The following is a 26,169-nucleotide window of genomic DNA, read 5'->3' as shown; positions in this document are numbered from 1 at the left end:
GGTGCCGTGCTAGCTGGAGCAGCCATTGCAGGAACCGCTGCGGTCGTGAGCCAAGCGGTGTCAGATATTGCCTGCGGCGAGGTCAGCGATATGGGCACGTATGTGTCAACGGCCTTCCGAGAGACGGTCATTGGGGCGATATCTGGGGCGGTGTTTGGCCCGTTCGGTCCAATGGCGAATCTAGGTGGACGAATGGCATTTGGTGCGGTGCAGAATGGGTTTGAGAGTGTCATTCGCCAGACGATGGAAGGCAAAGGGTTTAGTTTTGGCACACTGGCACTAGATATGGGAATCGGCGGTTTAACCGGTGGTATCATGGATTCACGGCTCACGAAGGCGATTGGTAGCAAAATTGCAAATGCGAAAATTGTTAAATCCTTGGGCAACGCATTTGGCGATTCGCTGAATAAAATGACGGGCTGGATTGGGAATGCGGCAGATGCGGTTAAAGCGAAACTGATACGTGATGCATTGGATATCAAGGATGCAGCAACTACAGGCTGGAAGAAGCTTCAGAATGCTTTGACGAATAAGAAAATGGGTGACAGTCTTGTTCTGGTAGGTCCTGGAGGAAATGTTAAACTTCATGATAGTCCTGATCCTAAGCCTTCCAGTCCGTCTCAACATCATAAGGATTACTTTAAGGAATCCGAAGCGAGTAAGAAGGAATTGGCGGATCGTTTGAAGAATGAGGCTGAGGGGACGGGTAAACCTTCTGTAAATAGAGTGTCTAGAACAGCAACTCCAGAAGATAATGAATTAATTGATACTTTAAGAAAGAAATACACAGCAGGTAAGAAAAGGAATGTCGCGTTTTCAAAGGGACAAATTGGTGATGATGCTATTGATTTAGAATGTGTGAGTGGTAGAGTACATCTTGATAATCCGCAAAATAAGGGAAACTTTATTCCTCCAAAAGAAAACTACTATCAAGGGCCATTAGGCTACGAAACCGATACCGAGCAAAAAATTGTAGAATATCTAAGAGCGAAATATAAAGATACTCCTGATATTAAAGGTAGGATTGAAATTGTTTCAGAAAACCCATTTTGTGACAACTGTATAGACATTGTTGATCAATTTCAAAAAGATTTTAAGAATATAGAGGTGATAAGAGTTGAAGTACGAACAAAATAATGAATTTAGTTTAGAAGATTTCATAAGAAGACTCAAAAATGATGATAATGAACTCGAACCGTGTAATGAAGAAGAGTTACAGGAATTATTATTATTTGCAGGTGGGGAATTACCAAAAACGTACATTGAATTTATGAAGAAAATGGGTAAAGGTGTACAATTTTTAAGGGGAGAATCTTGTTTGCTACACGATATCTTTGACTTGAAAGAAGCAGCAATTGAATTACTGGAAGAAAATAACTTTGAAAAAAAACTATCGAATGATGAATTTGTATTTTGGATGCATCAGGGGTATATGTTTTGTTTCTTTAATCTAACAGAAGGAGATAATCCCTCTATCTATTTTTATTCTGAAATGAATGATCAAGAAGATTTTTATGAAATTGCAGACTCATTCACAGAGTTTCTATATCGTTTCTATGATAGGGATAGATTTCTCTTTAGTCCCAAATAGTCAACTATGCCGCCGCTAATCACCATCGGGGGGATGCAATAATTTTTTTCAGAATAGCTATGCCTATAAATTAATTGTGGCGGATGAGGGAATAGACCTCAGCCGGTACTGATTAAATCCATTATCAAACCAATGTAATACCCGTATAAAGATTTCACGATTTCATTAGAATGTACACATATTTTACTTTTATAGTGTAAGTAGTGTTAATTCGTTACGTTAGATAGGTTAATTATGGCTAAATACCACCATGATTAACCTATTTTTATCTACTTAAAAGTTAATTAATCTGTGGTGTCTTTGAGAAAATGAATCTGTACTCATCAGGTGAAAGAAGCCATCATCAAATGTTAAACTTCATGATAGTCCTGATTCTGTACCTTCCAGTCCGTCACAGCATCATAAGGATTTCTTTAAGGAATCTGAAGCGGGTAAGAAGGAATTGGCGGATCGTTTGAAGAATGAGGCTGAGGGGACGGGTAAAGTTGCTATAAATAGAGAATTTAGAACAGCAACTCAAGCGGATAGAGAATTAATTGATCAATTAAGATCTAAATATACGGCAGGTAAAACAAGAAATGTTGCAGCAGCAAAGGGGAAAATTGGGGACGACATAATAGATCTAGAAAGTGTTAGTGGGAAATTTACTGATAAGGATCATTTTAACAAGGGGAACTTTAAGCCTCCACAACCTGATGAATATAAATACCAAGGCCCAATACCAGAGTATACTAACCATACGGAGCAAAAAATAGTAGAATATTTAAGGAATAAGTATAAAGATAATCCTAATATCAAAGGCCAAATTGAAATTATATCCGAGAGACCATACTGTGATAACTGTATAGATTTAGTTGGTCAATTTCAAAGTGATTTCCCTAATATTACAGTAATTCGCGTAGAGGTGTCACCAAAGGGAGGAAAATAGAATGAGGTATTTAAGTGGAATCATTGGTTTAATGAATAATGATAAAATACCAATGAATCCTTGCACAAATGAGGATTTGGCTCAGGTGAAAGAGGCGATCGGTGATAACGAATTACCAGAAGCATATATTGAATTTCTAAAAATAATGGGTAGAGGTACAGAACATACTTTTTTACGAGGCCACTCTTGCTTTATGGATGAACTATTAATTCTAAAAGAAGGTGGGCAGGAATTACTGGAGGAAAACGAGTTTTCCAAGAAACTAACTGAAAATGATTTTGTTTTTTGGATGAGTCAAGGATGTATGTTTTGTTTCTTTAAATTAGATGAAGGAGATAATCCTCCAATTTATTTCTATTCTGAGAGTACGGATCAGGATGACTTTTACAAAATTGCAGATACATTTACTGATTTCTTATTAGCAATGTATACAAAAGATAAAGATGTGTTCAAAAAGAAGGATTAATGAAAAGAAAACTTGGAATAAGTCAGAGGTCTGTCGACTTTAGTGTAAACAGCATGCTAAACGCCGCTCATAAATAATATAATTTTACAATCCCAACAACAAGATCGTTCAATACAACTAACAATACCGCAATGCTAGTTAGCCGTGAAGTGCTTCCTGTCAAGTAGACAGTGAAAAAAACAAAAAAATGACTAGGTCTCCCCCTCGGTTCAAGAGAACTGGGGGATTATTTTTATTAAGCAACTCGGCGATAGTCATGGGGAGACAAGCAGCTAAGTCGCTCGGTATATCGGTAGTAGTTGTAGTAGTGGACATATTTCCTCACATCTTCAAGAACTTCCTCGTAGGTATCATATTTATTCAAATAAAGGCTTTCTGCCTTGAATGTACCCCAAAATGCTCTATAGGCTGGTTATCTAGACATCGGCTCACACAAGACATGCTCTTTGAGAAACCGTATTTTACCTTCAAGCGATTGTATTCATGCGAGGTATATTGGAAACCTCTGTCACTATGCAGAAGTGGCGTTATTCCACGTTTCCCCCTATACGCCTTCTTCACCGTATCCATGTCCAGTTTGTTGTTGTTCGAGTGGCTGAGCACCCACGAAACAATAGCGTTGTCGTACACATCAATAATCGCGCTAAAATAGGATTTTCTACCGTTTCCATACTTCAGTTCGGTGACATCTTTGCACCACTTCATGTTCGGAGCAGCGGCTTTAAAGTCACGGTTCATGGCGTTTGCGGCAATATGTGTTTCCGTGGCTCTCACGTAGTTTGGACGCTTCCTGCGAATCACGGCTTTCAATCCGAGAGCTCTCATGATCCGGTAGTATCGCTTTTTGTTGTAACTCTTTTCAAGTTTACGGTTCAATTGGATGCGCATTTGGCGATAACCGAGTATCCCTTTTCGCCTGTCATAGCGAAGCTTCACTTCTTTTGCTAGTGAAAGCTGTTCAAGTTCTAGTTTGGACGGCTTCCACTTTAGCCATTTATAATAGGCAGATCTGGCGACTTTAGCAAGCTTACATAGTGCTATGATGGCATAGCCCTTCTCCATGTGGAGTTCTTGAATCGTTTGATACAAGTCTATATGTCGAACGAAGGTTAGCGTGTAGGTCTTCGTCGGAACTCTGCCAACTTTTTTTCGAAGGCGTTCTCCATTTCCAAATATTCGTTACGCGCTTCCAGCTCTTTGATTCGGAGTTTAAGACGGTTCAGCCTCACCCAGCTCTTCCTCAGATCTACTGCGTCCACGACGGTCCCGAAGAGCCTCCTCGCTGCCTGATTGATATTTACGAACCCATGCGTACACTTGTTGGTACGAAACGTCGTATTTCTTCATGGATTTCTGATTTGCAAGGGTATACTGCACCATTTCAATACGCTCTTCAAAAGTGGTTTTACGTCCTTTATTCATGTGAACCTTTCCTATCCATCGAAAATAAGGGGCTATTATGTAGTACCCAATAATCGCCGCAGCTTCTCCTCCGTCCCTGATTCCTCCACCGGAGTATAGACGGTGCAGCGCAGGTCTACGCTGCCGAGCACTTGGAAGGACGTCAGCGCGAACAGCATTTTGCTCGTTTTGGAGTGGCGGAATTCGATTGTGACCTCCGGTGAGCGGCTGACCTGGCTGCGCTGCCATAAGGCTTCAAATTCAGGATGGAGCCGCGACATTTCCTTGATAAAATGATCATACCATTCATCGCCCATATATTGGCCGTAATAGGTGCGGAAGATCGCAAGGTAGCCTTCCACGAACGTTTCCCAATTGACGGCCAGACTGCGCAGCTCCTTGCGGGTAAACAGGAGGCGAATCAGATTCCGCTCGGCATAGGGAATCGATTTGAAATCGACGAATACATGCGCAGCTGCCTCGTTCCAGCCGACAATATGGCAATGCCGATCGGAAATAATCGTTGGACAATAACGAAGCTCCGTTAAGATTCGCTGCAACGAAGGGCTAAGCTTAAGCTCCTCCTCTTCCAGCTTCAAGCCGCCTCCGCCTGTCCCCGCATGATGGCCAAACGCCAGCCCGAAAATATAGTCGCGTTCATCCGCGCTCAGCAGCAGCGCGCCTGCAATCGACTCCAGCACTTGGGTCGACACATGAATGTCCCGCCCCTGCTCCAGCCACGTATACCAGGTTGCGCTGACGCTTGCGAGCTGCGCCACTTCCTCCCTGCGCAGTCCCGGCGTGCGACGGCGAATGCCAGCAGGCAAGCCCACTGCCTGCGGCTTAATTCCAGCGCGCTTCGCCTTCAGAAATGACGCAAGCGCTTCTAGCCGAATACGATCGGACAAAACTCTCAAACCCTTCCCATTACGCTGTTATTTGTTATTGTAGTATAGTCAATACTAGGATAAATGACAACTTGTAATAGGATAATTTATTTGCCATAATACAATCAATCGAGATAAGCAGTTTATTATTGGAAAGCGAGGAACAAATGATGAGTAGAGTCGTTGTGACGGGGCTTGGTGTCGTATCGCCACTAGGAATAGGAGTAGAGACGTTTTGGCAAGGAATGCTTGCGGGAAAATCGGGCATTGGCCCTATCGATACATTTGATGGATCGAACCATAAGACGCATTTCGCAGGTCTAGTGCGGGAGTTTAATCCGGAGGAGCGGTTTGGGAAAAAAGAAGCCCGCAAAATGGACCGCTTCACCCAGTTCGGCCTCGCGGCAGCGGAAGAGGCGCTTGCCGATTCGGGCTTGCAGCTGGAACAGCTGGACCGTGAGCGGCTTGCGGTATATGTCGGCTCTGGCATTGGCGGCCTGCAAACGCTGCAGGATAACGAAGGGCAGCTGCGCCAGCGTGGGCCAGGCCGGGTCAGTCCGCTGCTCGTGCCAATGATGATTGCCAATATGGTAGCTGCGCAAATCAGCATCAGGCTTGGCTCGCTCGGCCCTACGCTTGCGCCAGTTACTGCCTGCTCCGTGGGCAATACTGCCATTGGCGAAGCATTCCGCCTCATTCGCGGCGGCTGGGCGGACGTTGTGTTTGCCGGAGGCTCAGAGGCAGCCGTAACGGATATTGCGGTTGCAGGCTTCGGCAATGCGACCGCGATTTCGACTCGCAACGAGGAGCCGGAGCGGGCCAGCCGTCCTTTTGACAACGGTCGGGATGGCTTCGTCATGTCAGAGGGAGCGGGCATTATGGTGCTGGAATCGCTTGAGCATGCGCAAAGCAGAGGAGCGCGCATTTATGCAGAGGTAGTAGGCTATGGAGCGACCTCGGATGCTTATCATATTGTAGCGACCCCGCCTGATGGAGATGGGGCCTACCGGGCAATGAAGCTTGCGCTGCAGGAAGCGGGACTAGCGCCTGCGGATGTGGATGTGATTAGCGCGCATGCCACTAGTACTGAGGTTGGCGATCGCTCGGAGGCTTCGGCGATTCGCCGCTTGTTTGCAGCAGATGGCAAGCAGCCGCCAGCTGTCACGGCGACGAAATCGATGCTGGGGCATATGCTTGGAGCATCAGGAGGGGCACAGGCGATTGCCCTCGCCAAAGGCTTGCAGGAAGGCGTCATTACGCCGACGATCAACTACGAGCAGCCGGACCCGGACTGCGGAGATTTGGACATCGTAGCGAACGAAGCGCGCCGCGCAAATATTAAGGTCGGCCTCACGAACTCCTTCGGCTTTGGCGGCCACAATGCGGTCATTGCGATGCGCAAATTTGAGGGGTAATTCGAATTTGCGAAAGTAGAACAAAGCGCTCCACACACATTTTGCAGCTATAGCAGGAACCTTTTTCAGAGCCCTCCATACAATACATCAGGATATTCGACTAGGTTTGTAAATCATGGAGGGAACAATGACAAACTTTCTACTGCCGCATCTTACTTTTAGCGAAACACCGTATTGGGAGAAGACGAATAAGGTGGATAACCGTCTAACAGCTACGCATCCTATCCTTACAGAGGCTAGACAGATTTCCGCAAACCAGCTGCTATTAACGTATGATCAGCCAACTGATCTGGCATCGGCGACGAAGATAACGAACTATTGGATAAGAAGCAATATGGAAGACCGAACGGATATTTCCAGTGTAGGCATGGGCGATGCGCTTACGATGGCCAATACGATACGTTCAGATAAAGGAACGATCATGCCCATAGACCAAGCAAAAACGAAATTCATGATGAATTTCAGAGTTAATGCAGTGACGGGCGTCGTTTATATCGTGCTTCCTTGTTTCGTTAGTTTGGAAGGACAAAGCGGCTATACGGGAGCAAACTGGGGACCATTCAGCAGAAATATGTTTATTGGCATTTAAAGGCTGAAGCTAATACCCGATGAATAATAATAGGCAAGGATCAAGCAGCCGCCTTATGCGGTTGCTTTTTTTTGCGGAAATGGGGCGACTGCTTATTTATAACGTCCATATCCTGCAAATCAGTTATAATAAGACAATAGCAACGCGGAATAAACGGCCCTTCGGAGCTGGAGACGAAAAGGACGATGAGAGATGGGAAGAGAGCTGGTAATCGGGCTTGATCTGGGGACAACCAGCGTGAAAGCTTGTATTTTTGATCGAAACGGCCATTTGGTCGCAGATGTGGAGAAAATGAATACGTTCTACTACCCGCAGCAGGGCTGGGTGGAGCAAAGCCCGGTAGAAATCGAGCGCTCGGCCGTGCTCGCTATTAGAGAAGCGATTGAGAAGGCGAGGGTAGAGGAAGGCGAGCTGCTGGCGCTCGGTTTTTCGGCGGCAATGCATGCGATTCTAACGCTTGACGCAGCTGGCAATCCGACTTCTCCGGCGATTATTTGGGCGGATGGAAGAAGCGCAGGCCAAGCCGAAGCGATGCTGGCAGCGAATGGGGAGCAGGTGTACAAGGCGACGGGAACGCCGATTCATCCGATGACGCCGCTCATGAAGCTGCTGTGGATGAAGGAAAATAACTATGAGCCTTATGAGCAAGCGGGCTTTTTTATGTCGATTAAGGAATATTTGCTTTACTGTTGGTTCGGACAACGCAAAATCGATTATGCGATGGCTTCGGCAACTGGCTTATTCAATCCAGCTAAGCTGGACTGGGAGCCAGAACTGCTGGCGTTAACCGGCATTACAGCAGCACAGCTGTCCGAAATCGTACCGCCAACGGAAATTCTCTCAGGGCTGAATGCGGATATTGCTGCGCAAATGGGCGTCTCAAGGGACCTGCCCTTCGCGATTGGATCTGCGGATGGGCAGCTGTCTAATCTCGGCATTGGCGCGATTCTTCCCGGCGAGGTTGCCGTATCTGTTGGGACGAGCGGGGCAATCCGCCAGCTCACGCATCAGGCGAAGGTGAGCGCTAGCCGCGAGACGTTCTGCTACTCTTTTACGAAGGACACGTATATCGTCGGCGGTCCGACGAACAATGGCGGCATTGCGCTGCAATGGCTGAAGGATACGCTGAATTATGAGGGCGGCTACGGAGCTTTTCTGTCTGAGGCTGAAAAGATTGCTCCCGGCGCGGACGGCCTGCTTTTTCTGCCGTATTTGAACGGCGAACGGGCACCGCTGTGGAATCAGCGGGCGAAGGGCAATTTCTACGGCTTAACGATGACCCATGAACGGGCACACTTCATTCGCGCGGTGCTGGAGGGCGTAACGTTCAACCTGTATCAGATTGGCAAGGCGCTGGAGAAGCTGGCGGGCGCCCCGCAAAAAATGTATGTGAACGGCGGGCTGTCCCGCTCGCCGCTCTGGCTGCAAATGATGGCGGATATTTTCGACGCCGAAATATACATCTCCGAAAACCATCATAGCGCCGCATGGGGCGCCGCTTGGACCTCTCTAGTTGCGACTGGCCATGCGAGCTCCTATGAGGAAATTAAGCAGCATATTCCGATGGGCAAGCCTGTTGTGCCGAACCCGGAGATGAGCAAGCGCTACAAAGAAATTTATGCGAATTATGAAAAGCTGGCAAAAACGATGGCGGACTTTTTCTAAAGGGAAGCCTAATTACTAAGTCGCACCATTTAATAGGCGGGCAGCCGCCAAAATAAAACAAGCCCCGGCAGCGGTGATAAATCGCTATCAGGGCTTGTTTTATTATTAAAATATAAGCATTTGCCGTTTACGCTTTATTCAGCGAATAGCTGTAGGTGTAGCTTTTGCCATCAAGTGCGCTGCGGTAAGAGAAGCTGAGCACGCCTTTGGATGTTTCACCTGTGAAAGCAAGCTCATCGCCATAATAAGGAATGTCGTTCTTTTCCGCATATTCCTGCTCGGCAGCAGACAAGAACTGTTTATAAAGAAGCGTAGCGCTTCCCGTCTTCAAATCGACTAAAGTGAGTAGCCCTGTTTGATTAGGACGAATAATTAGGTAGCCTTGGCCCATGCCTAGAACAGCATACACTTCATCTTTGCCACCTAGCTTGGGAAGATCATATTCCTCCAAGGTGGCTCCGCTGCTGTCCAGCAGAGATAACGTTTTGCCGTCCGTCAGCAAAGGGTTGTTGTTCATGGCGACGATGTTGGGCTCATAGCGCTTGAAGTATTTCGCCGCAGCTTGCTTGACTAGCTTATGATCTTTAATATAAGCAGCGTGGGATTGGAACTGAACGCTAGGCTCGCCATAGTTGAAGAGAATGGATACTATCAGGCCGCTGGTCCCGATTGCTTTAGTTGAAAGGCCCCAGTAGCCGGCAATGTCTGCATCCAGCTTAAGCTTTCCCGCAAGCTGGGGAATATCGGATTTGCCAAGCGCCGTATATAGATTGCCGGTTGCCGTATCTAGCCATGCCGAGCCGGATTGGATGCTGCCACCCGTTTTATAGATGACCTTCTGGTTAATTCCTACTGTGTTGTCGGCCTGCTTCCAGGTTACGCTTGCTCCAATGGATTCGGAGAAAAAGCGCAGCGGTACGTAAACATGGCCTTTAATTACTTGAAGCGGGGTGTTTAACTTAATCGCCTTGCCGTTATTTATCGCTTCAGGGGAGCCGATCTTTAACGTAACCAGATGCCCCGGATAGCTCATTGTGACGGTTTTGGCGGCCGCATCCCAAGACACAAGGGCTCCAAGCAGCTCGCCAACCTCACGAAGCGGCATATACACCGAGTTTTGTGATATAAAAGGGGCCGATTCAGTCACATAGGAGTTTCCGTTCACCTTAAGCGTTATTTTCTTGGCGGCTGGTGCAACTGCCGCCGCTGTTATGTAATCGCTGCTGCTTGCTGGAAGTGCTGCTGATGCAAGAGGCGCTCCCATTAACGAGGCTGCGAGGCTGATTGCTGGAATGACTGTAAAAGCAGTGCGTAAACGTTTCATCCTTATTCCTCCTATTTAAGGTCGTTGCTATTGCCATGCCTTCTTAGCTTAGTCTAAAATTAAAGACGCAGCCACACTACAAATAGTTACAATTTTGGCTGAATAAAATTCGATTTAGTTGTCTAACGTGATGAAGGAATTGACATACTCCAAGTGGAATTCTTGTATAATGGCTTTGAAGCAAGGGCTATCATTAGCACAAAATGTTAATTCGGAGGTTTCGCTTATGACGGAAATAGCATTATGGCCAGATTCAGCTTATGAAAATGTGGAAGGTGAGCGCCCGTATTTAGTGCCTCATCTCATCCGGTCCGACAAGCCTTTAGCGGCAGTCATCGTGTTTCCAGGCGGCGGGTACGTCTGTCGCGCCGATCATGAAGGAGAGCCAATTGCCAAGTGGCTGAATGATCTGGGCTTGCATGCGTTTGTCCTGCATTACCGTGTAGCTCCGCATAAGCACCCTATTCCGCTCGGTGATGCGAAGCGCGCCATGCGGATCGTCAGAAGCCAGGCAGCTGAATTCGGCATTGATCCTACGCGTATTGGCATACTCGGCTTCTCGGCTGGCGGTCACCTGGCTTCCACAGTCGGCACGCATTTTGATGCCGGAGACAGCAGCAGTGCTGATCCGATCGAACGCGCAAGCAGCCGCCCAGATGCGATGGTACTGTGTTATCCGGTTATTTCCCTAGGGGAGTTCCGTCACCATGGCTCACTGGCCAATTTGCTTGGTGAGGATGCGCCTGAGGAGCTTCGCCGGGAGCTGTCGAACGAGCTGCAAGTAACGGAGCAGACGCCGCCAACCTTTCTCTGGCATTGCGCAGATGATGATGCCGTTCCTGTTCAGAACAGCTTAATGTTTGCAGCAGCGCTTGCTAGCAGCGGCGTGCCTTATGAAATGCACATTTATGAGAGCGGCGGACATGGCATTGGCCTTGCCTATGACCATCCTGAAGCGCATACTTGGAGCTTATGCTGCGGCAATTGGCTGAAAAAACGCGGCTTTACGGAAGATTTAGAGGTGCAGTAACGAAAGCTACAATAGCGAACAGCATGAGTGCAGCAGCAGGGCGCAGCAGCGAATGATTCATACAATCTGACGATTGGTCCTAAGGGCTTGCTGGCCTGCTGCTAGGGGCTTGGGCGTTTGGTGCAGCAGCAGTCACAGGGTCTCCGGGCAAAGCCGGAGACCCTTTTATAAATATAAGCAATTATAAGCTTTACCCTTATAATCGGCTTATGACGATATAGATCGAGAAGCGGAGCTGAGAAGCATGATGCAAATGAGAGGGAAAATCGTACTTGTTACCGGAGCAAATGCGGGCATGGGATTGGCATCAGCTACGGAGCTGGCGAAGGCTGGCGCAGACGTTATTATGGCTTGCCGCAGCCTGGAGCGCGGCGAAGCCGCAAGGCAGCAGGCACTTGCCGCAAGCGGTGCCGCGCATATTGAGCTGATGGCCTGCGATCTAGGAGATTTTGCGAGCATTGCTGCCTTTTGCGAAGCTTTCAAGCAGCGGTACGACCGGCTGGATGTGCTGCTAAACAATGCAGGCGTTGTATCGCTGAAGCGGGAGCTAACCAAGGATGGTTATGAAAGCATGATCGGCGTTAATCATCTGGGCCATTTTTTACTGACGACATCGTTATTGGAGCTGTTGGAGCGATCACCGCAGGGCAGAGTAGTCAATGTATCCTCGGGCGCATATAAAGCGGGGAAAATCCATTTTGAAGACATAAATCTGACTCGAGGCTTTAGTGTAGTAAAGGGTTATGCCCAATCGAAGCTGGCCAATATTTTGTTCACCAAGGAGCTGGCTAGGCGGCTGGCGCATACGAAGGTGACGGTTAATTGCCTGCACCCAGGAGCAGTAGGAACGTCGCTCGGCGTTAACCGCCAGACGGGATTTGGCAAAAGCATGCATGCGCTGCTGCGGCCTTTTTTCTTAACTTCCCTGCAAGGAGCGCAGACGGCGCTGTATTTGGCGAGCTCGGAGGAAGGCGGAGCGGTAAGCGGGCATTATTTTTATAAGCAAAAAAGGGAGGAAGTGTCTGCTAAAGCAATGGATGAGCAGGCTGCCAAGCGGCTGTGGGAATGGAGCGAGCAGCAGCTTGAACACAGAAAGCAAGCGAAATAAAGCGAGCTGGGGGGCGTTATCGTGGGAGGTTGTTTGAATGTTTGAGAAAGCAGCTGTCAAGTCGGCTATCGCGCTGCTTGTGCTGTTTAGCCTCATGCTGGCTGGCTGTACGAAGGATGCGCCGAAGCCTGAGAGAAGCAATCCTGCCATGCTGCAATGGCTGCCAATCATTAAACAGTCAGGCAAGCTGGTTATCGCCACAACCGAAAATTACCCGTTTGAATATACGGATGAAGAGACAGGCGAGCTTATAGGGTACGATGTGGATTTGGCGCAAGCGATTGCAGACGAAATTGGCGTAGACATCGAATGGGAAAAAATGCCGTTCGCTGAGCTGCTTAATGCCTTGCAGCTGGGTAAAGCCGACATGGTTATAGCCAGTATGTATATTACCGAGGAGCGGGAACGCGCTGTCGATATGTCGGATAAATATTTGGATTCCGGCATGGCAATCGTCAAGCGGATGGGCGATCATTCGGTACGCTCGCTTAATGATTTGACGGGCAAGACGATTGGTGTAAAAACGCAGGCGACCAGCGAGCGGGAAGCAGAAGCGCTTATTGCGCAGGGCACAAAAATTAAAATACGATCGTATGCCTCGGTAGCGGAATGTATGGAAGCCTTGCGCTCTGGCGAGGTAAATATCATATTTAACGATTATTTAAAGCAGGTCAGCTACAATCAGCATTACCCCGAGGCGCACTTGGAGCTGGTAGGCGGCGCATTTACCCAAGAAGGCTTCGGGATAGCTGTCGTCAAAGGGCAGACCGAATTGCTTAAGGTTGTCAATCAGGTCATTCATAGGCTGCAGGAAAATGGCGATGCTGATGTGCTGTACAGCAAATGGCTGCAATGATGAGAAAAACGAAGGAGGAACACACATGAAACAACGGCAATTTGCTTTTACTGCTATTCGCGTGCTTGCGGTTTATTTTTTGGTAGCAGGCATTGGAAGGCTGATGGATGTAGTAGCGCCTATTATGCTGAGCAGCAGCGATGCTCATGTATCGGCGTGGGCATATTTGTCTTTGGTATTGCCAGGCCTCGTATATGTGGCGGCAAGCGTTTTTCTATGGTCGAAGGCAGAAGGCCTCGTACTGCGTATTGTGCAAGGCCAAGTAGAAGACGCCGCAGCTACTCAATTCGCCAGCGGCGAGCTTTACAAGCTTGCGTTGTCGCTTACAGGCGTGATCCTTATTGTGCTAACCTTGCCTACGCTCGCGTCAACGATCATTCAGCTTCTGCAAGTTAATGAAACGAGCTATACAGTAACGCAGCCGTTTCTTTATTCCAACTGGGCTGTCATAATGGAATGCATAGTGAGGCTGGGACTAGGATTACTGCTAATCATTAAAACACAGGTTATTTTTGGCTGGGTGGGGCGCACCTTCCAACAGGTTCGGACGAACAACCAATAAACGAATGATTAATAAACAATTGATCAATAAACGTGTAATCAATAACTGCATGGGTATAAATAAGACTGGCGACGCACCGGGCTGTGCAAGAAGGCACCCGATAAGGTCATCGCCAGTCTTTTTGTTTTTTTGCTAAAGTCAGCAGCAATCCATCAGGCAAGTAAAGCGGCAAGCGAGTGCAGCTTACGGACGGAATTCGACGTTGAGCTGAATAATTTCTGCGCGGCTGCCGATGCGAAGCGGCGGTCCCCAGGTGCCGAAGCCGGAGGAGACGATGGCATGCAGCTGTCCTTTTTGCAAAAAGCCCCAGTCCAGCTCGAACAGCCGTCTTGTGAACAAGTGGTTCGGCATCATTTGACCGCGATGGGTATGGCCGGACAAGGAAAGATCAATGCCCTGCAGCGAAGCCTGCTCCAGATCGGAGGGCTGATGATCCATCATGATAAGCGGCAGGGAAGCGTCAAGCGCTGCGACGAGCTCCTTCACGGATTGACGGCCTTCCGGGTCTGATCGCTTCGCGGTTAAGTCCTTGCGGCCAATGATGTAAAAGCCGTCATCCATTTTCACGCTCTCGTCCAGCAGGACGCGTATGCCGACGGCATCCATCTCCGCAATGAAGCGGGCAATGTGTCCGCCATAATATTCATGATTGCCAAGCACAGCGTAGACGCCGAGCGGCGCACGCAGACGCTTCATGACCTCGGACATATTTTCATCCAAATAGGGGGCAATATCATCATCGATTATGTCGCCAGGCAGCAAAATCAAATCGGGCTTCATATGCTCCATAGCCTTCGCAAGCCGGGCCAAATGGCGTTTGCCGACGATGGTGCCGAGGTGGATGTCAGAAGCCATGCCGATACGCAGCGATGTGCGTGATCCCGCTGGCTTGGCAATCGTAATGGAATAAGTGCGCACGACCGGCGACCACGCATTCCAGCTCCCGCGCAGCAAAATGGCCAACATGATAACGGCGACTACGCTGCCTACTGCAAGCAGGGCCGCAGAGGCAGAGATACCAAGCTTCGTCAGCAGCCAATAAATCAGATTTGCTGGAGGAAGCAGCAGCACCGCATATTCCATTACCGCGAGCCAGTAGGAGCCGATGAGCTTGAACACACGCCCTATTTTGCGCAGTGGTGCTACAGGCTGAAGAAGTCTTCCAATGATATAAGAGATAGAAATAATGGCGACAGCGATGGCATATGGCAGAGGATTGTCCAGAGAAGTCAAGGCCGATAAATAAAGCCATCCATTCCAGCCAATATAAGCGTTAATAGCCACAAAAATAAATAATATTAAAGCGATTGTACCGATCAAACGCGGTTTCAACATTTGCACTCCCCAGTCATCATCATTGTGCATGAGCTTAAGTCAATCATCTATTATCCTTCATGGTGACAATACTATAGCATAACGGCAATTGTCAGGTAAAATAGAGTCATAGACTAGAGGAAAAAAAGGAGTGCTTCAGCGTTGCCTTTAATCATGCAAATTTTATTGTTTATTGCTGCTGGGCTTGCAGAAATCGGCGGCGGCTATTTGGTGTGGCTTTGGCTGCGCGAAGGAAAGCCTTATTGGTACGGTATATTGGGCAGTGGGATCTTGGTGCTGTACGGGATTTTGCCTACGCTGCAGTCGTTTCCGACCTTTGGCAGAGTGTATGCGGCATATGGCGGCGTATTTGTGGCAATGGCGGTGCTCTGGGGCTGGCTGGTGGACAAGCGGACGCCTGATCTTTACGATTGGATTGGCGCTGCCGTATGTCTGATCGGCGTATCGATTATTTTGTGGGCGCCGCGGGGATAGCTTGCTTAGGCGTCATGCTTGAACTATTTTTGACAACATTAGCATTTGTAAGGATAATATAGCTTTACAAGCTGGACGAATGGGGCGAATGGAAGAGATGAAATCATTAGTGCTCGCGGAGAAGCCAAGCGTGGCAAAGGAAATTGCCCGTGTGCTTGGCTGTACGAACAAAAATAAAAGCTACATAGAAGGCCCGAAATATGTGGTAACCTGGGCACTTGGCCATCTGGTTACCCTTGCAGAGCCGGAGGAATATGATCCGAAATACCGCACCTGGAGTTTGGAGGATTTGCCGCTGCTGCCTCCTAAAATGAACTTGAAGGTGATGAAGGAAACGTCGCATCAGTTCAAGGCGGTAGCGCAGCTGTGCAAGCGTTCTGATATTGGCGAGCTTATTATCGCAACGGATGCCGGGCGTGAGGGCGAGCTGGTTGCCCGCTGGATTATGGAGCTGGTGCATTGGCGCAAGCCGTTTAAACGGCTCTGGATTTCGTCGCAGACGGATAAAGCGATCAAGGATGGCTTTAGCAGGCTGAAGCCGGGAGCGGAATATAACCATTTGTATGCATCCGCGGTATGCCGCGCCGAGGCAGACTGGCTAATTGGACTGAATGTCACTCGTGCCTTGACGACCAAATACAATGCACAGCTGGCGGCAGGACGCGTGCAGACGCCGACGCTCGCTGCGCTGATGGATCGGGAGAAGGAAATTGAGCAGTTCCAGTCCCAGCCGTTTTGGACGGTATCTGCCGATATGGGCACTTTCCAGGCGGTATGGCGCGAGCAGGATGGCCATGATGGACGTGTATGGGGCCGTGATGAAGCAGGCGCAGTCGTCGCCCGTTTGCAGGGAAAGGGCGCGAAGGTCGACAAGCTGCGTACAGTCGAAAAGTCGGAGCCGCATCCGGGCGCCTATGACTTGACGGAGCTGCAGCGCGACGCGAACAAGCGGCTTGGCTTCTCGGCGAAGCAGACGTCCAATGTGCTGCAGAAGCTGTATGAGCAGCATAAAATCGTCACTTATCCGCGTACCGACTCGCGCTATCTATCGAGCGACATCGTGCCGACGTTCAAAAGCAGGCTGGAAAGCGTGGCGGTAGGGCCTTATGCGCCTTTTGCCCGCAAGCTGCTGCGCGGCCCGCTAACTGTGACGAAGCGATTCGTTGATGACAGCAAGGTGAGCGATCACCATGCGATTATTCCAACGGAGCAATACGTTAATTTGTCTGCGTTAAGCGCGGAGGAGCGCAAGCTGTATGACCTGATTGTCCGCCGTTTTCTAGCCTTGTTCTCTCCGGCGTACCGCTACGATGAGACGAGCGTTACGCTGGCGGTTGGCAGCGATAAGCTGTACGCCAAAGGACGGGTGCAGAAGGAAAGCGGCTGGAAAGAGCTTTACAGCGGGAGCGGAATCGGCAGCGGAAGCTTTAGCGATGATGAAGATGATGATGACGATAAAGCCCGCAGCGAGGCAGATCGCCAGCCAGAACAGCTGCTGCCGGCCATGAGCATGGGGCAGACGCTGCCAATTAAGCAAGCCCGCTTCAAGGAATTGCGGACGATGCCGCCTGCAAGATATACGGAAGCATCGCTGCTTGGCCGAATGGAGAAGCATAGCTTGGGTACGCCAGCGACGCGCGCGGATATTATTGAGAAGCTGCTCGGAACCGACACGATTGAGCGTCGGGGCAATCAGCTGTCGCCAACAGGAAAAGGCAGGCAGCTGATCGAAATTGTCGTCGAGGAGCTGCGCCGGCCAGAGCTGACCGCTGAGTGGGAGCGGGAGCTTGAGCGGATTGCGCTTGGCAAGGGCAATCCAGCGAAATTTATGGCGGGCATTCGCGAGCAGGCGAGCAAATGGGTGGCAGAGGTGAAAAATGAGACAAAGGAATACAAGCCTCATAATCTGACGCATTCGCGCTGCCCGGAATGCAGCAAGCACTTGATGGAAGTGAAGGGCAAGCGCGGCAAGTCGCTCGTATGTCCAGACCGGGAATGCGGCTATCGCCGCTCGGCTGAGCCGGCGCTGTCGAACAAGCGCTGCCCGCAATGCCGCAAGAAGATGGAAATTCATGACGGCAAGGCCGGAAAATACGCACAGTGCCGACCGTGCAACGTCATTGAAATGCTGGGCGATAAGCAGGGCGGCCGGATTAATAAGCATCAGGAGAAAAAACTGATCAATCAATTCAGCGATAATGTGTCGCTTTCGAACAGCCTGGCGGATGCCCTCAAGGCAGCTATGAGCAAGCAGGAAGACGACAAGTAAGGAATCAAGCAAGTTAGCGAGCAAGCTAGTAAACAAGCTAGCCAGCAAATCAGTATGGGGATAACCTAAAAAGCTTCGGCCTGCGATAAAAAAAGCAGGCTGGAAGCTTTTTTCTTATAAATAGGCTTGACTAGTGTTAACATTGGATTTAGCGTTATAGGGGCATAGAGCGTATAATCGTTTTCGTAAGCGTTTTCTTTGAAATATAGGAAAGTATAGCAATCCGCGATACCTTCTCTATATTTCTCGGAATGAAACGCGCCGCCAAAGGATGGCGAGAGCCGTTTCACCTTGAGGAGAAACGCTGTTGTGAAGCAACTATTTTGGCAGTGGCAGGAGGAACGTTCATGTGGAAAGCAGATCAGCTATTAAATCAGCTTTATGAGGAAGCGCTTGAAGCGCATCGTGAAGCGGCGGAAGCAGTGAGCAGGGAAGGCAGAAGGCTGCAATTAAAGAGCGAGCTTGCATCAGCGGTAGGTTCTTTTGAATCAAACCCAGGGCATGAGCCTGTCGTGCTTGAACGGGTCCAATGCGATGGTTATACGAGGGAACGGGTGGAGCTATCCGCTACACCGGGGCTGTCCTTCGCAGCGTATGTGCTTATTCCAGACGGCGCAAAGAGCGGGCAGCTGCCCGGTGTATTGGCGGTGCATGGACATGGTTATGGCAGCAGGGAAATCGTCGGTTTGCTTCCGGACGGGACGGAAGACCATGGGGAGCCTAACATTCATCAGCATTTTGCCGTTCAGCTGGTAAAGCGAGGTATGGTTGTTATTGCGCCCGATGTCGTCGGCTTCGGTGAACGGAGGCTGGATGCGGATTTGCAGGAAAATCCCGACGCCCCAAGCTCCTGCTACAGATTGTCCACCCAGCTCATGATGCTGGGCAAAACGCTAACGGGCCTTCGGACGGCCGAAGTGTTGGAAGCGCTTAACCATTTGGCGGGCAGGCCAGAGGTAGATCCAGCCCGCATAGGGGCGATGGGATTTTCCGGCGGAGCACTTATCTCATATGTAGCCGCAGTGCTGGATGAACGAATAAAGGCAGTTGTTTTGACGGGCTTTACGAATACGTTTAAGGAAAGCATATTTGCGGTGCATCACTGTATCGACAATTATACGCCAGGCCTGCTGGCCCACGCCGAGCTTCCCGAGCTGATCGGGCTAATTGCGCCGCGTCCACTGTTTCTGGAATCTGGGCAAAACGATCCGATTTTCCCGGTTGAGGGCTTTAAAAAAGCGGCAGCAGAGCTGCAGGCGATTTATGAACGCGAAGGCGTGCCTGAGAGGCTGCAATGCGATATTTTCCCGGGTGGCCACGAAATCAGCGGCCGAGTTTCCTATAATTGGATGCGTGACACGCTTTTCATGTAGGGAAGGGTGAAAGGGTAATGTAGGCAAAGTATAAGCGAATAACGCCATCCACCCCATCAAAATAGACCATTTAGAAAGAACAAAGAGGCTGCCGCCGGGCAGCCTCTTTGTTCTTTCGCCAGCCCTTGAATAGCGGCTGCATGCCTGCACGCCTACATGCGTAAAGCCGCCCAGCAAGGGATGGACTATACCATTGCCATTAATAGGGACGGTAAAATTGCTTTAGGTAAGAGGAGGGAGACTCGCCGTACATTTTTTTGAACACTCTGCTGAAATAAAATGGATACCCGAGCCGATCGCTAATATCGGAAATGTTTAAGGAATTGCTGCGCATTAGCGCTAAGGCGTGCTGGAGCCTTAGTCTGGTATGCGCCTCAATGATGGATTGTCCGGTTACGCGCTTGAATGTAGCGGAAAGATAGCTGTAATTCAAGTTCAAGGCAGCCGCCAAAAGACTGGCTGAAAAAGGCTCGCAGCTATGCGATCCCAGAAAAGCGATAATCCGCTCGGAAATTTCATCAGCCCCTGTGCTTTTTCTTTCCAGGACAGACGCTTGGTGAAGATCCAGAAACAGCTCGTATACGCTGAGTCTAATTCTAGTCATCTGATGGGAACACCCCTTCTGGGGCGCCTTCATCAGCGCGTTCAAACGGTTTTCCATGCCCGGAAAGGCAGTGCCCTGCTTTGGCAAAGTTTCTTTTCTCGATGGCCCTGTCGTCCTTGCAGGCTTGACAGCGGAGGAGCGCAATCTTACTGGTGATCCAGCTCATCCGGCAACGCTGCTGAAAACTGACCGCGAGCGCAATCTTAGCTGGTGGAATAGCGGCTATTACCGAACGGCAAGCATCGACCGCAGTTTTCGGTTTATCCCGCTGTACGAGGTTAAGGACGAGTCGTATACGGTTTATTTTTCAATTAAGCCGAACTAAATAAAGGTCTAGCTGGCATTCGCAGCCTTTACAAGAGGGGCTTCTTACCTGCGTCAATCATCCAAGAGACAGACGTCTTGCCGACATATGCTATAGAGGAGGAAGCAGGAAAGGAGCTGGTAGCTTTTGAGCGAGCATCAGGGCAGGCAGTTGGCGAGCAAGTGGGCGAAGACGGCCGTATTATTGTCACACGCGGGTATTGCTCCGCATATTCCCCCTACCAGACGGTATACTGGGGAAAACTTGAGAAGCATGCTGCAAACGCATCGAATGGTAGTCATCAAGCCGGTTTGCGGAGCAGGCGGGCACGGGGTTATTAAGGTGACGCAGGATGGAAGCGCAAGCTATTCTTACACCTACTACGCAAAGAAAAAGCAATTCAGCAGCTTTAACGCTCTGAAGAGCGCGCTTGATAAACAACGCAAGAGAAGGGCTTATATTATACAAAAAGGCATCCTTCTTGCGTCCGTCGGCAGCAGGCCGATCGATTACCGCGTAAAATATGTAAAGACCGATACGGGTTGGGTATATCGCTCTATGGTAGGCAGAATTGCTAGAGAGGGATTATTTGTAACGAACCTTTGTCGAGGCGGAACGATGGTCAGCGCGGCGGAAGGCATCAGGCGCTCGATTTCCGGTGCAGTCGTTCGATCGAAAAAATCGAAGATGAGAGAATTGACGGTGCAGGCGACACAGCTCCTGGAAAGCCGATTTCCGGGCATTGGACAGCTGGGCTTCGATTATGGCATCGACAAGAGCGGGAAGATATGGATTTTCGAAGTGAATACGCGTCCGCAATAAACCCGAAAGGGTTTATTTTTTTGCTTCCTCACCGAATTTCCATAAGAGAAAAAATTAACTAACGGCATTAAACGATAAGATTGATAGATTAAGAGATTGTAATTAAAGTTTTTTATGGAAATGGTAAAATTTGAGACTGTGTATAACCGTATCCACAATGTACACAGCGCGAATCCTCAAGATTCGACGTTTATACACACGCCATACACACCCTGTCCACAAGCAGCTGTGTATAACCAGAACGGTTGTTCTATCGTTTATACCCGTGATAATATGGTGAAGCATTAGCAAAAGCCAAGAAAGGAAGTGCCGATTATGGAGCTTATGTCCGACGATTTTCTTAAGGACACCTACTATGCGGCGGTCCAGTCTAAGCTAGATCAGGAATTTATTCAAATGCTGCTTTATGAAATGAAGCGAAGGCAACTGACAGACGAGGATGTGCGCATTACAGCCTGAGACGTTATTCCTGCCATTCCCTTATGCACACTTCTATCGTATGCGCGCAGCTTGGGCACAGTGCCGTATGTAAACAACCTGCATCGCCTATTTGATTGCGGGTGGAACCGGAGATGGATACAGGCTCGTATGGAGCATAAGGATCACTCCATTCCAGCGTACGCCCGCAATCGTTCATCGCTTCATTGCACTTGTCACAACTTACTTCCACTCTCTTGATGCCATTGCAGACTGGACAAAACATAAGGGTATCCTCCTTGGCTTGCACCGCTTAACGCCATGCATTGCTCCAAGGTAGAATACCCTTATTTGTGTGAATTTACTTCATTGTATGAATGGAAGGCTGCGAGCGTCTCCTGCTTACAGCTTCATATTGCTGCTGTGGCCCGGGGAAAGCTTCGCTTCCGGATCTACATATACTTTAGCATTGTTAATCGCGGTTGGCGCTTCGCCAAACCCGACAGCAATCAGCTTGAGCTTGCCTGGATAAGTCGTAATATCGCCTGCTGCGAACAGTCCAGGAATATTCGTTTCCATGCGCGTATCCACGACGATGGAGCCGCCCTGAATTTCAATGCCCCATTCGGCAATTGGGCCAAGGGAGGATACGAAGCCGAAATTGACAATAACGGCATCGACATCAAGCTCGGTCGTTTCTTTCGTTTTCACATGGGCAAGCGTTACTTTCTCGATTTGGTCCTCGCCATGCAGCGCGGTAATTTCCATCGGAGTCAGCACATTGACCTTGGAATTCATCAGGTTTTCTACACTGTGCTCGTGCGCGCGGAACTTGTCTCTGCGGTGAATGAGCGTTACACTCTTCGCAATCGGCTCCAGCATAAGCGACCAGTCAACCGCGGAGTCGCCGCCACCGCTGATCAGGACGTTCTGGTCTTTAAAGCGCTGCAGGTCGCCGACAAAATAATGCAGATTTTTCTTCTCGTAAGCGGCAGCTTCCGGAAGCTCCAGACGACGCGGCTCAAAGGCGCCTACGCCAGCTGTAATAATAACGGCCTTCGCGTAGTGGGTTTCTGTATCAGTCGTAATTTCAAACAGGCGCTCATCCTTCTTAACAACCTGTTTAACCTTTTGCTCCAGGCAAATTTCAGGTTTGAAGTGGTTAAGCTGCTCGACTAGGCGGTCAACAAGCTCTTGAGCCGTTACTTTCGGGAAGCCTGCAACATCATAAATATATTTCTCTGGATAAAGAGCAGCCAGTTGTCCTCCAAGTTGGGGCATGCTTTCAATAAGCTTAACGGATGCTTGGCGCATGCCGCCGTAAAAAGCAGCGAACAGGCCAGCGGGACCGCCGCCAATAATTGCGATATCGACAATGTTTTCAGGTAGTTCAGTTTGAGACAACGTAGGCACCTCCATATATTTGTATCTATCCTTATTATTATAAACTTATGGAGACAAAGAAGGAAATAACTAATTTGTATGCCCTTCTAAACTTTTTCGTATAAAATGCCATTGAACTTTTGTTTAAAACTCTGTAGTATGTCTGTTGTATGTTAAGGTTGGTACAGCTGGAAATTGGTGAATTAAAGGGAGACTAAGTTGCACATTTAATCCTCGTAGAACATAAATGTAGAAAGAGGTTTGTGTAATTTTTCACAATATAATTAAACGCATAGGAATGGAAGGGATCATACGATGAGCAACATACCTAAGATTGTTATTCTGGGTGCGGGATACGGCGGAGTACTGACGGCGTTGCGTTTGCAGAAGGAGCTTAACTACAACGAAGCAGATGTTACATTGGTAAACAAGCATGACTATCATTACATTACCACACATTTGCATATGCCGGCGGCAGGAACCGATAATCCTGAAAATGCCCGTGTCAGCATTTCGAAGCTGATTGATGAATTTAAAATTGATTTTGTAAAATCAACGGTTGTACAAATTCGCCCGCAGGACAAAAAGGTCATTTTGGAAGACGGTACGCTGTCTTACGATTATTTGGTTGTGGGACTGGGCGGCGAGCCGGAAACGTTCGGCATTCCTGGTCTTGGCGAGCATGCCATGAACATTCGCAGCATTAACTCGGTCCGCCTTATCCGCGAGCATATTGAATATCAATTTGCCCGCTTCAAGCGCGAGCCGCATCGCACCGATTATTTGACGTTTATTGTAGGCGGAGCAGGCTTTACCGGCATTGAGTTCGTCGGCGAGCTGTCCGACCGCATTCCTGAGCTGTGCAAGCAGTTCGATGTGGACCCGGCGCTTGTGAAAATCTACAATATTGAAGCGGCTCCGACGGCGCTGCCAGGCTTTGATCCTGAGCTTGTGGAATATGCGATGAATGTGCTGACGAAGAAAAACGTCACGTTCCGAATTGGCACAGCCATTAAAGAGTGCACGGCAGAAGGCGTTGTTGTTGGCGAAGGGGAAGAGATCAAGTCGGCAACGGTTATTTGGACGGGCGGCATCCGTGGCAATCGCTTGATTGAGGATGCAGGCTTTGAAACGATGCGCGGTCGCGTGAAAATTGACGACCAGCTGCGCGCGCCAGGCCATGAGAATATTTACATTTTGGGCGACAACTCGCTCATGTTTAATCCGGAAGGCCGTCCATATCCGCCAACTGCGCAAATTGCGATGCAGCAGGGCGTCGTGTGCGCACATAATTTGGTTGCTTCGATTCGCAACCAGCCGCTTAAAGCATTCACATTCAGCAACAAAGGTACAGTAGCCTCTCTTGGCAAAGGCGAAGCAATCGGTCTTGCATTTGGCAAAAAATATAAAGGCCGGGTAGCGGCATGGCTGAAGAAAATGATCGACCTGCGCTATCTGTTCATTATCGGCGGCATTCCGCTCGTTCTGCGCAAAGGGAAGTTTTTCTAATGCGTCACTGCAGCGTACAGGTTCGGGGGTTGCTAACGCGGGATGAGCTGGATCGCTATAATGCTCTAATGGAAGTAGGCTCTTTTCTAGAGTCGCAAAATCGGTATGATCTGGCTTATCCGGTACAAAAGGAAGTCGACCTGCTCATCCAGCCGGCCATTGAACGGTTGAAGGATAAGGGCCGCGAGCGCGACCGTGCGACGCAGGAATATTTGGAAGCGAAGCGCCTTGGCCTGGATGAAGAGGACGACGAGGAAGAAGATTAGGCGAAGCGAATAAACAAACAACCGCCCCGGCATAGTGACGAGCATTCGTCAGCGTGCTGGGGCGGTTATGCGTTATTTTCAAAAGGAAGAAAAAAGGTCTACACTTTCAGCAGAGCGGTGAATTTCGCCGAATCAAGCAAATTGCCGACGTAGAAGTCGCCAAAGTCGCCGTAACGCGCGCTGACTTCATCAAAGCGCATTTCATAGATCAGCTTCTTGAATTGCAGTGCGTCCTCTGCGAACAGTGTAACGCCCCACTCCCAATTGTCCAATCCGACGGAGCCGCTAATAATTTGCTTCACTTTGCCCGCATATTTGCGGCCAATCATGCCATGGCTGCGCATCATCGTGCGGCGCTCGTCCATGCCGAGCATATACCAGTTGTCGTTGCCATCGCGGCGCTTGTTCATCGGGTAGAAGCAGATGTGGCGCGCTTTTGGCAAAATTGGCTTGAGGCGGGCGAGAATTTCCGGATTTTCCATCGGATCGACGCCCGGTTGGTTCACATAGTTGCTAAGCTCCACAACGCTTACATAGGAATAGGCCTTTGTTGTAAAGGAAGCAAACGCTGTTTTATTGAAAGCCGTCTCGATTTCATTCAGCTCCTCCAGCGTTTCGCGCAGGTGCATGAATACAAAATCAGCTTTCTGTCCTACGATGGCGTAGACAGCTGTGCTGCCTTGCTTGCTTTCCTCGACATCGGACCATTGTTTCAAAAACGTGTTGAGCTCGTCCAGCATGCGGTTCTGCTCTTCTACGGTGCTTAGTCTCCAGGCAGCCCAATTGACGCTGCGGAAATCATGGAGGCAGTACCAGCCCTCTAGTGTAATTGCTACTTCACTCATATCAGATAACCCCTATCTTTGGCATATTTTGCTGTGAACATTGTAACGTAGTTTAGGGCGGTAGGGCAAATGTCGGACTTGTGACAATTGGCAGATCGGAATTGACTTCCTTAAGCGGTTTCATTAAAATGTTATCGAGAGTCTGAGAGGGGAATCGTACATGCTTCAACTGATTATTGCGACGGTGCTGTTTTTGGTCATGATGTTCGGCATCGGTTTTATTCTGAATATGCTATTGAAAACGACATGGTTTCCCATTTATATGTTTATTATTGTTCTTGTGCCGTTCTATGTATGGAGCACGTGGGATAAGACACTCTCCGCTTCCGAGAACTTTACGAGTTTTACATTCATTGATTTAGTGCCTGTATTTGGTGCATTAATAGGTGCGTATTTAAGCGGCTGGACGATTCAAGCGCTGCGCAAGGGCGGCTACAAGATGTTTTAAGCGTATAAGCAAATCCCTCACTTGGGGGATTTTTTTCTATTCAAGCGTAAACGACTGAAGCTGTCCTTTGGAGGCTAAGCTACCGTTTCAAGGGTGAAATATAGGCTTATTATAAGTGTGAAGCTTATGAATGCTTATATTTCTCTGAAATGAAACGCGCTGCGGCGCCAACGGATGGCGACAGCCGTTTCACCTTGAAATATAGGAAAGGATATCTTAATGCGATCCTTTCTCTCTATTTCTCGGACTGAAACGCGCTGCGCTGCCAACGGATGGCGACAGCCGTTTCACCTTGTGT

Annotated in this window: 30 protein-coding genes; 20 read left to right on the top strand and 10 right to left on the bottom strand. The window is 49.0% G+C overall.

The features are described 5' to 3' along the window. From ABEW34_RS03630 to ABEW34_RS03615, 4 genes are all read left to right on the top strand, one after another. The coding region (locus tag ABEW34_RS03630) for a deaminase domain-containing protein (RefSeq protein ID WP_430154936.1) at nucleotides 1-1,137 on the top strand (1,137 nt) is incomplete at its 5' end. Further along, nucleotides 1,118-1,591, top strand: coding sequence for an SMI1/KNR4 family protein (locus ABEW34_RS03625; RefSeq protein ID WP_430154934.1), 474 nt, complete (start codon nucleotides 1,118-1,120; stop codon nucleotides 1,589-1,591). The genes ABEW34_RS03630 and ABEW34_RS03625, both read left to right, overlap by 20 nt. Nucleotides 1,592-2,033: 442 nt before the next feature. Beyond that, nucleotides 2,034-2,519 carry a deaminase domain-containing protein gene (locus ABEW34_RS03620; protein ID WP_430154932.1) on the top strand — a complete coding sequence of 162 codons (486 nt, stop codon included), beginning with the start codon at nucleotides 2,034-2,036 and terminating at the stop codon, nucleotides 2,517-2,519. A gap of 1 nt (nucleotide 2,520) precedes the next feature. Beyond that, on the top strand, nucleotides 2,521-2,985 hold the full coding sequence (locus tag ABEW34_RS03615; protein WP_430154931.1) for an SMI1/KNR4 family protein: 465 nt from the start codon (nucleotides 2,521-2,523) through the stop codon (nucleotides 2,983-2,985). Nucleotides 2,986-3,220: 235 nt separating this feature from the next. Here ABEW34_RS03615 and ABEW34_RS03610 read toward each other — a convergent pair whose 3' ends face one another. From ABEW34_RS03610 to ABEW34_RS03595, 4 genes are all read right to left on the bottom strand, one after another. Continuing rightward, complete coding sequence (locus ABEW34_RS03610; protein WP_430154929.1) at nucleotides 3,221-3,349, bottom strand: IS3 family transposase; 129 nt, start codon at nucleotides 3,347-3,349, stop codon at nucleotides 3,221-3,223. Next, the gene (locus ABEW34_RS03605) at nucleotides 3,346-4,074 is read right to left on the bottom strand and encodes an IS3 family transposase (RefSeq protein WP_430154928.1); all 729 of its coding nucleotides are present in this window, start codon (nucleotides 4,072-4,074) and stop codon (nucleotides 3,346-3,348) included. The genes ABEW34_RS03610 and ABEW34_RS03605 overlap by 4 nt, the downstream gene beginning before the upstream one ends. 120 nt (nucleotides 4,075-4,194) lie before the next feature. After that, the gene (locus ABEW34_RS03600) at nucleotides 4,195-4,407 is read right to left on the bottom strand and encodes a helix-turn-helix domain-containing protein (RefSeq protein ID WP_430154926.1); all 213 of its coding nucleotides are present in this window, start codon (nucleotides 4,405-4,407) and stop codon (nucleotides 4,195-4,197) included. Nucleotides 4,408-4,442: 35 nt separating this feature from the next. Next, nucleotides 4,443-5,294, bottom strand: coding sequence for a helix-turn-helix transcriptional regulator (locus tag ABEW34_RS03595; protein WP_430154924.1), 852 nt, complete (start codon nucleotides 5,292-5,294; stop codon nucleotides 4,443-4,445). 149 nt (nucleotides 5,295-5,443) lie between these two features. Here ABEW34_RS03595 and fabF point away from each other — a divergent pair, with 149 nt between their 5' ends. The 3 genes from fabF to ABEW34_RS03580 all read left to right on the top strand — a co-directional run bounded on the left by fabF (nucleotide 5,444) and on the right by ABEW34_RS03580 (nucleotide 8,942). Continuing rightward, entirely contained in the window at nucleotides 5,444-6,688 is a 1,245-nt protein-coding gene (gene fabF, locus ABEW34_RS03590) for a beta-ketoacyl-ACP synthase II (protein WP_430154922.1), read from the top strand. 127 nt (nucleotides 6,689-6,815) lie between these two features. After that, the gene (locus tag ABEW34_RS03585; RefSeq protein WP_430154920.1) at nucleotides 6,816-7,277 is read left to right on the top strand and encodes a hypothetical protein; all 462 of its coding nucleotides are present in this window, start codon (nucleotides 6,816-6,818) and stop codon (nucleotides 7,275-7,277) included. Nucleotides 7,278-7,469: 192 nt separating this feature from the next. Beyond that, nucleotides 7,470-8,942, top strand: a complete 1,473-nt coding sequence (locus tag ABEW34_RS03580; RefSeq protein ID WP_430154918.1) for a gluconokinase — start codon at nucleotides 7,470-7,472, stop codon at nucleotides 8,940-8,942. Nucleotides 8,943-9,069: 127 nt separating this feature from the next. Here ABEW34_RS03580 and ABEW34_RS03575 read toward each other — a convergent pair whose 3' ends face one another. Next, a complete protein-coding gene (locus ABEW34_RS03575) occupies nucleotides 9,070-10,266 on the bottom strand; it encodes a copper amine oxidase N-terminal domain-containing protein (RefSeq protein WP_430154916.1) in 1,197 nt (398 codons plus the stop codon). Between the two features lie 226 nt (nucleotides 10,267-10,492). On the opposite strand from ABEW34_RS03575, the gene ABEW34_RS03570 reads away from it, so the two are divergent. The 4 genes from ABEW34_RS03570 to ABEW34_RS03555 all read left to right on the top strand — a co-directional run bounded on the left by ABEW34_RS03570 (nucleotide 10,493) and on the right by ABEW34_RS03555 (nucleotide 13,822). Then, a complete protein-coding gene (locus ABEW34_RS03570; protein WP_430154914.1) occupies nucleotides 10,493-11,296 on the top strand; it encodes an alpha/beta hydrolase in 804 nt (267 codons plus the stop codon). A 244-nt stretch (nucleotides 11,297-11,540) separates the two neighbouring features. Further along, the gene (locus tag ABEW34_RS03565) at nucleotides 11,541-12,404 is read left to right on the top strand and encodes an SDR family oxidoreductase (RefSeq protein ID WP_235533244.1); all 864 of its coding nucleotides are present in this window, start codon (nucleotides 11,541-11,543) and stop codon (nucleotides 12,402-12,404) included. A 37-nt stretch (nucleotides 12,405-12,441) separates the two neighbouring features. Continuing rightward, on the top strand, nucleotides 12,442-13,260 hold the full coding sequence (locus ABEW34_RS03560; protein WP_430154913.1) for a substrate-binding periplasmic protein: 819 nt from the start codon (nucleotides 12,442-12,444) through the stop codon (nucleotides 13,258-13,260). Nucleotides 13,261-13,285: 25 nt separating this feature from the next. Next, nucleotides 13,286-13,822: a hypothetical protein gene (locus tag ABEW34_RS03555; protein WP_430154911.1), complete on the top strand. Its 537-nt coding sequence runs from the start codon at nucleotides 13,286-13,288 to the stop codon at nucleotides 13,820-13,822. A 183-nt stretch (nucleotides 13,823-14,005) separates the two neighbouring features. Here the strand turns inward: ABEW34_RS03555 and ABEW34_RS03550 are convergent, their stop codons facing one another. Next, on the bottom strand, nucleotides 14,006-15,157 hold the full coding sequence (locus ABEW34_RS03550) for a metallophosphoesterase (protein ID WP_430154909.1): 1,152 nt from the start codon (nucleotides 15,155-15,157) through the stop codon (nucleotides 14,006-14,008). A 153-nt stretch (nucleotides 15,158-15,310) separates the two neighbouring features. On the opposite strand from ABEW34_RS03550, the gene ABEW34_RS03545 reads away from it, so the two are divergent. The 3 genes from ABEW34_RS03545 (at nucleotide 15,311) to ABEW34_RS03535 (ending at nucleotide 19,273) form a co-directional block, all read left to right on the top strand. Then, entirely contained in the window at nucleotides 15,311-15,631 is a 321-nt protein-coding gene (locus ABEW34_RS03545; protein WP_430154941.1) for a YnfA family protein, read from the top strand. 97 nt (nucleotides 15,632-15,728) lie between these two features. After that, the gene (locus ABEW34_RS03540; protein WP_430154907.1) at nucleotides 15,729-17,900 is read left to right on the top strand and encodes a DNA topoisomerase III; all 2,172 of its coding nucleotides are present in this window, start codon (nucleotides 15,729-15,731) and stop codon (nucleotides 17,898-17,900) included. A gap of 347 nt (nucleotides 17,901-18,247) precedes the next feature. After that, nucleotides 18,248-19,273: a dienelactone hydrolase family protein gene (locus ABEW34_RS03535; RefSeq protein ID WP_430154905.1), complete on the top strand. Its 1,026-nt coding sequence runs from the start codon at nucleotides 18,248-18,250 to the stop codon at nucleotides 19,271-19,273. A gap of 199 nt (nucleotides 19,274-19,472) precedes the next feature. Here the strand turns inward: ABEW34_RS03535 and ABEW34_RS03530 are convergent, their stop codons facing one another. Beyond that, on the bottom strand, nucleotides 19,473-19,877 hold the full coding sequence (locus ABEW34_RS03530) for a helix-turn-helix transcriptional regulator (RefSeq protein WP_430154903.1): 405 nt from the start codon (nucleotides 19,875-19,877) through the stop codon (nucleotides 19,473-19,475). 55 nt (nucleotides 19,878-19,932) lie between these two features. On the opposite strand from ABEW34_RS03530, the gene ABEW34_RS03525 reads away from it, so the two are divergent. The 3 genes from ABEW34_RS03525 to sda all read left to right on the top strand — a co-directional run bounded on the left by ABEW34_RS03525 (nucleotide 19,933) and on the right by sda (nucleotide 21,462). Beyond that, nucleotides 19,933-20,202, top strand: coding sequence for a hypothetical protein (locus ABEW34_RS03525; protein WP_430154901.1), 270 nt, complete (start codon nucleotides 19,933-19,935; stop codon nucleotides 20,200-20,202). 126 nt (nucleotides 20,203-20,328) lie between these two features. Further along, nucleotides 20,329-21,003, top strand: a complete 675-nt coding sequence (locus tag ABEW34_RS03520; protein WP_430154899.1) for a YheC/YheD family protein — start codon at nucleotides 20,329-20,331, stop codon at nucleotides 21,001-21,003. 315 nt (nucleotides 21,004-21,318) lie between these two features. Continuing rightward, nucleotides 21,319-21,462, top strand: coding sequence for a sporulation histidine kinase inhibitor Sda (sda, locus tag ABEW34_RS03515; RefSeq protein WP_056039437.1), 144 nt, complete (start codon nucleotides 21,319-21,321; stop codon nucleotides 21,460-21,462). 4 nt (nucleotides 21,463-21,466) lie between these two features. On the opposite strand, the gene ABEW34_RS03510 is transcribed toward sda, so the two are convergent. Both ABEW34_RS03510 and ABEW34_RS03505 read right to left on the bottom strand, forming a co-directional pair. After that, nucleotides 21,467-21,706: a hypothetical protein gene (locus ABEW34_RS03510; protein ID WP_430154897.1), complete on the bottom strand. Its 240-nt coding sequence runs from the start codon at nucleotides 21,704-21,706 to the stop codon at nucleotides 21,467-21,469. Between the two features lie 116 nt (nucleotides 21,707-21,822). Next, entirely contained in the window at nucleotides 21,823-22,839 is a 1,017-nt protein-coding gene (locus ABEW34_RS03505) for an NAD(P)/FAD-dependent oxidoreductase (RefSeq protein WP_430154895.1), read from the bottom strand. Nucleotides 22,840-23,118: 279 nt separating this feature from the next. On the opposite strand from ABEW34_RS03505, the gene ABEW34_RS03500 reads away from it, so the two are divergent. Then, nucleotides 23,119-24,312 (top strand): NAD(P)/FAD-dependent oxidoreductase, encoded by a 1,194-nt coding sequence (locus ABEW34_RS03500; protein WP_430154893.1) that lies wholly within the window; start codon nucleotides 23,119-23,121, stop codon nucleotides 24,310-24,312. Then, the gene (locus ABEW34_RS03495) at nucleotides 24,312-24,578 is read left to right on the top strand and encodes a hypothetical protein (protein ID WP_056039445.1); all 267 of its coding nucleotides are present in this window, start codon (nucleotides 24,312-24,314) and stop codon (nucleotides 24,576-24,578) included. Before ABEW34_RS03500 ends, ABEW34_RS03495 begins: the two co-directional genes overlap by 1 nt. Nucleotides 24,579-24,676: 98 nt before the next feature. On the opposite strand, the gene hemQ is transcribed toward ABEW34_RS03495, so the two are convergent. Then, the gene (hemQ, locus tag ABEW34_RS03490) at nucleotides 24,677-25,423 is read right to left on the bottom strand and encodes a hydrogen peroxide-dependent heme synthase (protein WP_430154891.1); all 747 of its coding nucleotides are present in this window, start codon (nucleotides 25,421-25,423) and stop codon (nucleotides 24,677-24,679) included. A 160-nt stretch (nucleotides 25,424-25,583) separates the two neighbouring features. Here hemQ and ABEW34_RS03485 point away from each other — a divergent pair, with 160 nt between their 5' ends. Continuing rightward, nucleotides 25,584-25,871, top strand: coding sequence for a YuiB family protein (locus ABEW34_RS03485; protein WP_056039452.1), 288 nt, complete (start codon nucleotides 25,584-25,586; stop codon nucleotides 25,869-25,871). Nucleotides 25,872-26,169 lie beyond the last annotated feature (298 nt).

Source organism: Paenibacillus algorifonticola, assembly GCF_050481745.1.
Lineage (GTDB): Bacteria > Bacillota > Bacilli > Paenibacillales > Paenibacillaceae > Pristimantibacillus > Pristimantibacillus algorifonticola_A.
This window is presented reverse-complemented; position numbering and strand designations above follow the sequence as displayed.

What these genes read in the sequence shown, in the direction of transcription:
- ABEW34_RS03505 (WP_430154895.1), bottom strand. Translation starts at nt 22,839, where the DNA reads ATGGAGGTGCCTACGTTGTCTCAAACTGAACTACCTGAAAACATTGTC.
- hemQ (WP_430154891.1), bottom strand. Translation starts at nt 25,423, where the DNA reads ATGAGTGAAGTAGCAATTACACTAGAGGGCTGGTACTGCCTCCATGAT.
- ABEW34_RS03550 (WP_430154909.1), bottom strand. Translation starts at nt 15,157, where the DNA reads ATGTTGAAACCGCGTTTGATCGGTACAATCGCTTTAATATTATTTATT.
- ABEW34_RS03555 (WP_430154911.1), top strand. Translation starts at nt 13,286, where the DNA reads ATGAAACAACGGCAATTTGCTTTTACTGCTATTCGCGTGCTTGCGGTT.
- sda (WP_056039437.1), top strand. Translation starts at nt 21,319, where the DNA reads ATGGAGCTTATGTCCGACGATTTTCTTAAGGACACCTACTATGCGGCG.
- ABEW34_RS03540 (WP_430154907.1), top strand. Translation starts at nt 15,729, where the DNA reads ATGAAATCATTAGTGCTCGCGGAGAAGCCAAGCGTGGCAAAGGAAATT.
- ABEW34_RS03565 (WP_235533244.1), top strand. Translation starts at nt 11,541, where the DNA reads ATGATGCAAATGAGAGGGAAAATCGTACTTGTTACCGGAGCAAATGCG.
- ABEW34_RS03585 (WP_430154920.1), top strand. Translation starts at nt 6,816, where the DNA reads ATGACAAACTTTCTACTGCCGCATCTTACTTTTAGCGAAACACCGTAT.
- ABEW34_RS03530 (WP_430154903.1), bottom strand. Translation starts at nt 19,877, where the DNA reads ATGACTAGAATTAGACTCAGCGTATACGAGCTGTTTCTGGATCTTCAC.
- ABEW34_RS03510 (WP_430154897.1), bottom strand. Translation starts at nt 21,706, where the DNA reads ATGTTTTGTCCAGTCTGCAATGGCATCAAGAGAGTGGAAGTAAGTTGT.
- ABEW34_RS03575 (WP_430154916.1), bottom strand. Translation starts at nt 10,266, where the DNA reads ATGAAACGTTTACGCACTGCTTTTACAGTCATTCCAGCAATCAGCCTC.
- ABEW34_RS03600 (WP_430154926.1), bottom strand. Translation starts at nt 4,407, where the DNA reads ATGAATAAAGGACGTAAAACCACTTTTGAAGAGCGTATTGAAATGGTG.
- ABEW34_RS03535 (WP_430154905.1), top strand. Translation starts at nt 18,248, where the DNA reads ATGTGGAAAGCAGATCAGCTATTAAATCAGCTTTATGAGGAAGCGCTT.
- ABEW34_RS03570 (WP_430154914.1), top strand. Translation starts at nt 10,493, where the DNA reads ATGACGGAAATAGCATTATGGCCAGATTCAGCTTATGAAAATGTGGAA.
- fabF (WP_430154922.1), top strand. Translation starts at nt 5,444, where the DNA reads ATGAGTAGAGTCGTTGTGACGGGGCTTGGTGTCGTATCGCCACTAGGA.
- ABEW34_RS03615 (WP_430154931.1), top strand. Translation starts at nt 2,521, where the DNA reads ATGAGGTATTTAAGTGGAATCATTGGTTTAATGAATAATGATAAAATA.
- ABEW34_RS03485 (WP_056039452.1), top strand. Translation starts at nt 25,584, where the DNA reads ATGCTTCAACTGATTATTGCGACGGTGCTGTTTTTGGTCATGATGTTC.
- ABEW34_RS03580 (WP_430154918.1), top strand. Translation starts at nt 7,470, where the DNA reads ATGGGAAGAGAGCTGGTAATCGGGCTTGATCTGGGGACAACCAGCGTG.
- ABEW34_RS03495 (WP_056039445.1), top strand. Translation starts at nt 24,312, where the DNA reads ATGCGTCACTGCAGCGTACAGGTTCGGGGGTTGCTAACGCGGGATGAG.
- ABEW34_RS03560 (WP_430154913.1), top strand. Translation starts at nt 12,442, where the DNA reads ATGTTTGAGAAAGCAGCTGTCAAGTCGGCTATCGCGCTGCTTGTGCTG.
- ABEW34_RS03525 (WP_430154901.1), top strand. Translation starts at nt 19,933, where the DNA reads ATGCCCGGAAAGGCAGTGCCCTGCTTTGGCAAAGTTTCTTTTCTCGAT.
- ABEW34_RS03500 (WP_430154893.1), top strand. Translation starts at nt 23,119, where the DNA reads ATGAGCAACATACCTAAGATTGTTATTCTGGGTGCGGGATACGGCGGA.
- ABEW34_RS03545 (WP_430154941.1), top strand. Translation starts at nt 15,311, where the DNA reads ATGCAAATTTTATTGTTTATTGCTGCTGGGCTTGCAGAAATCGGCGGC.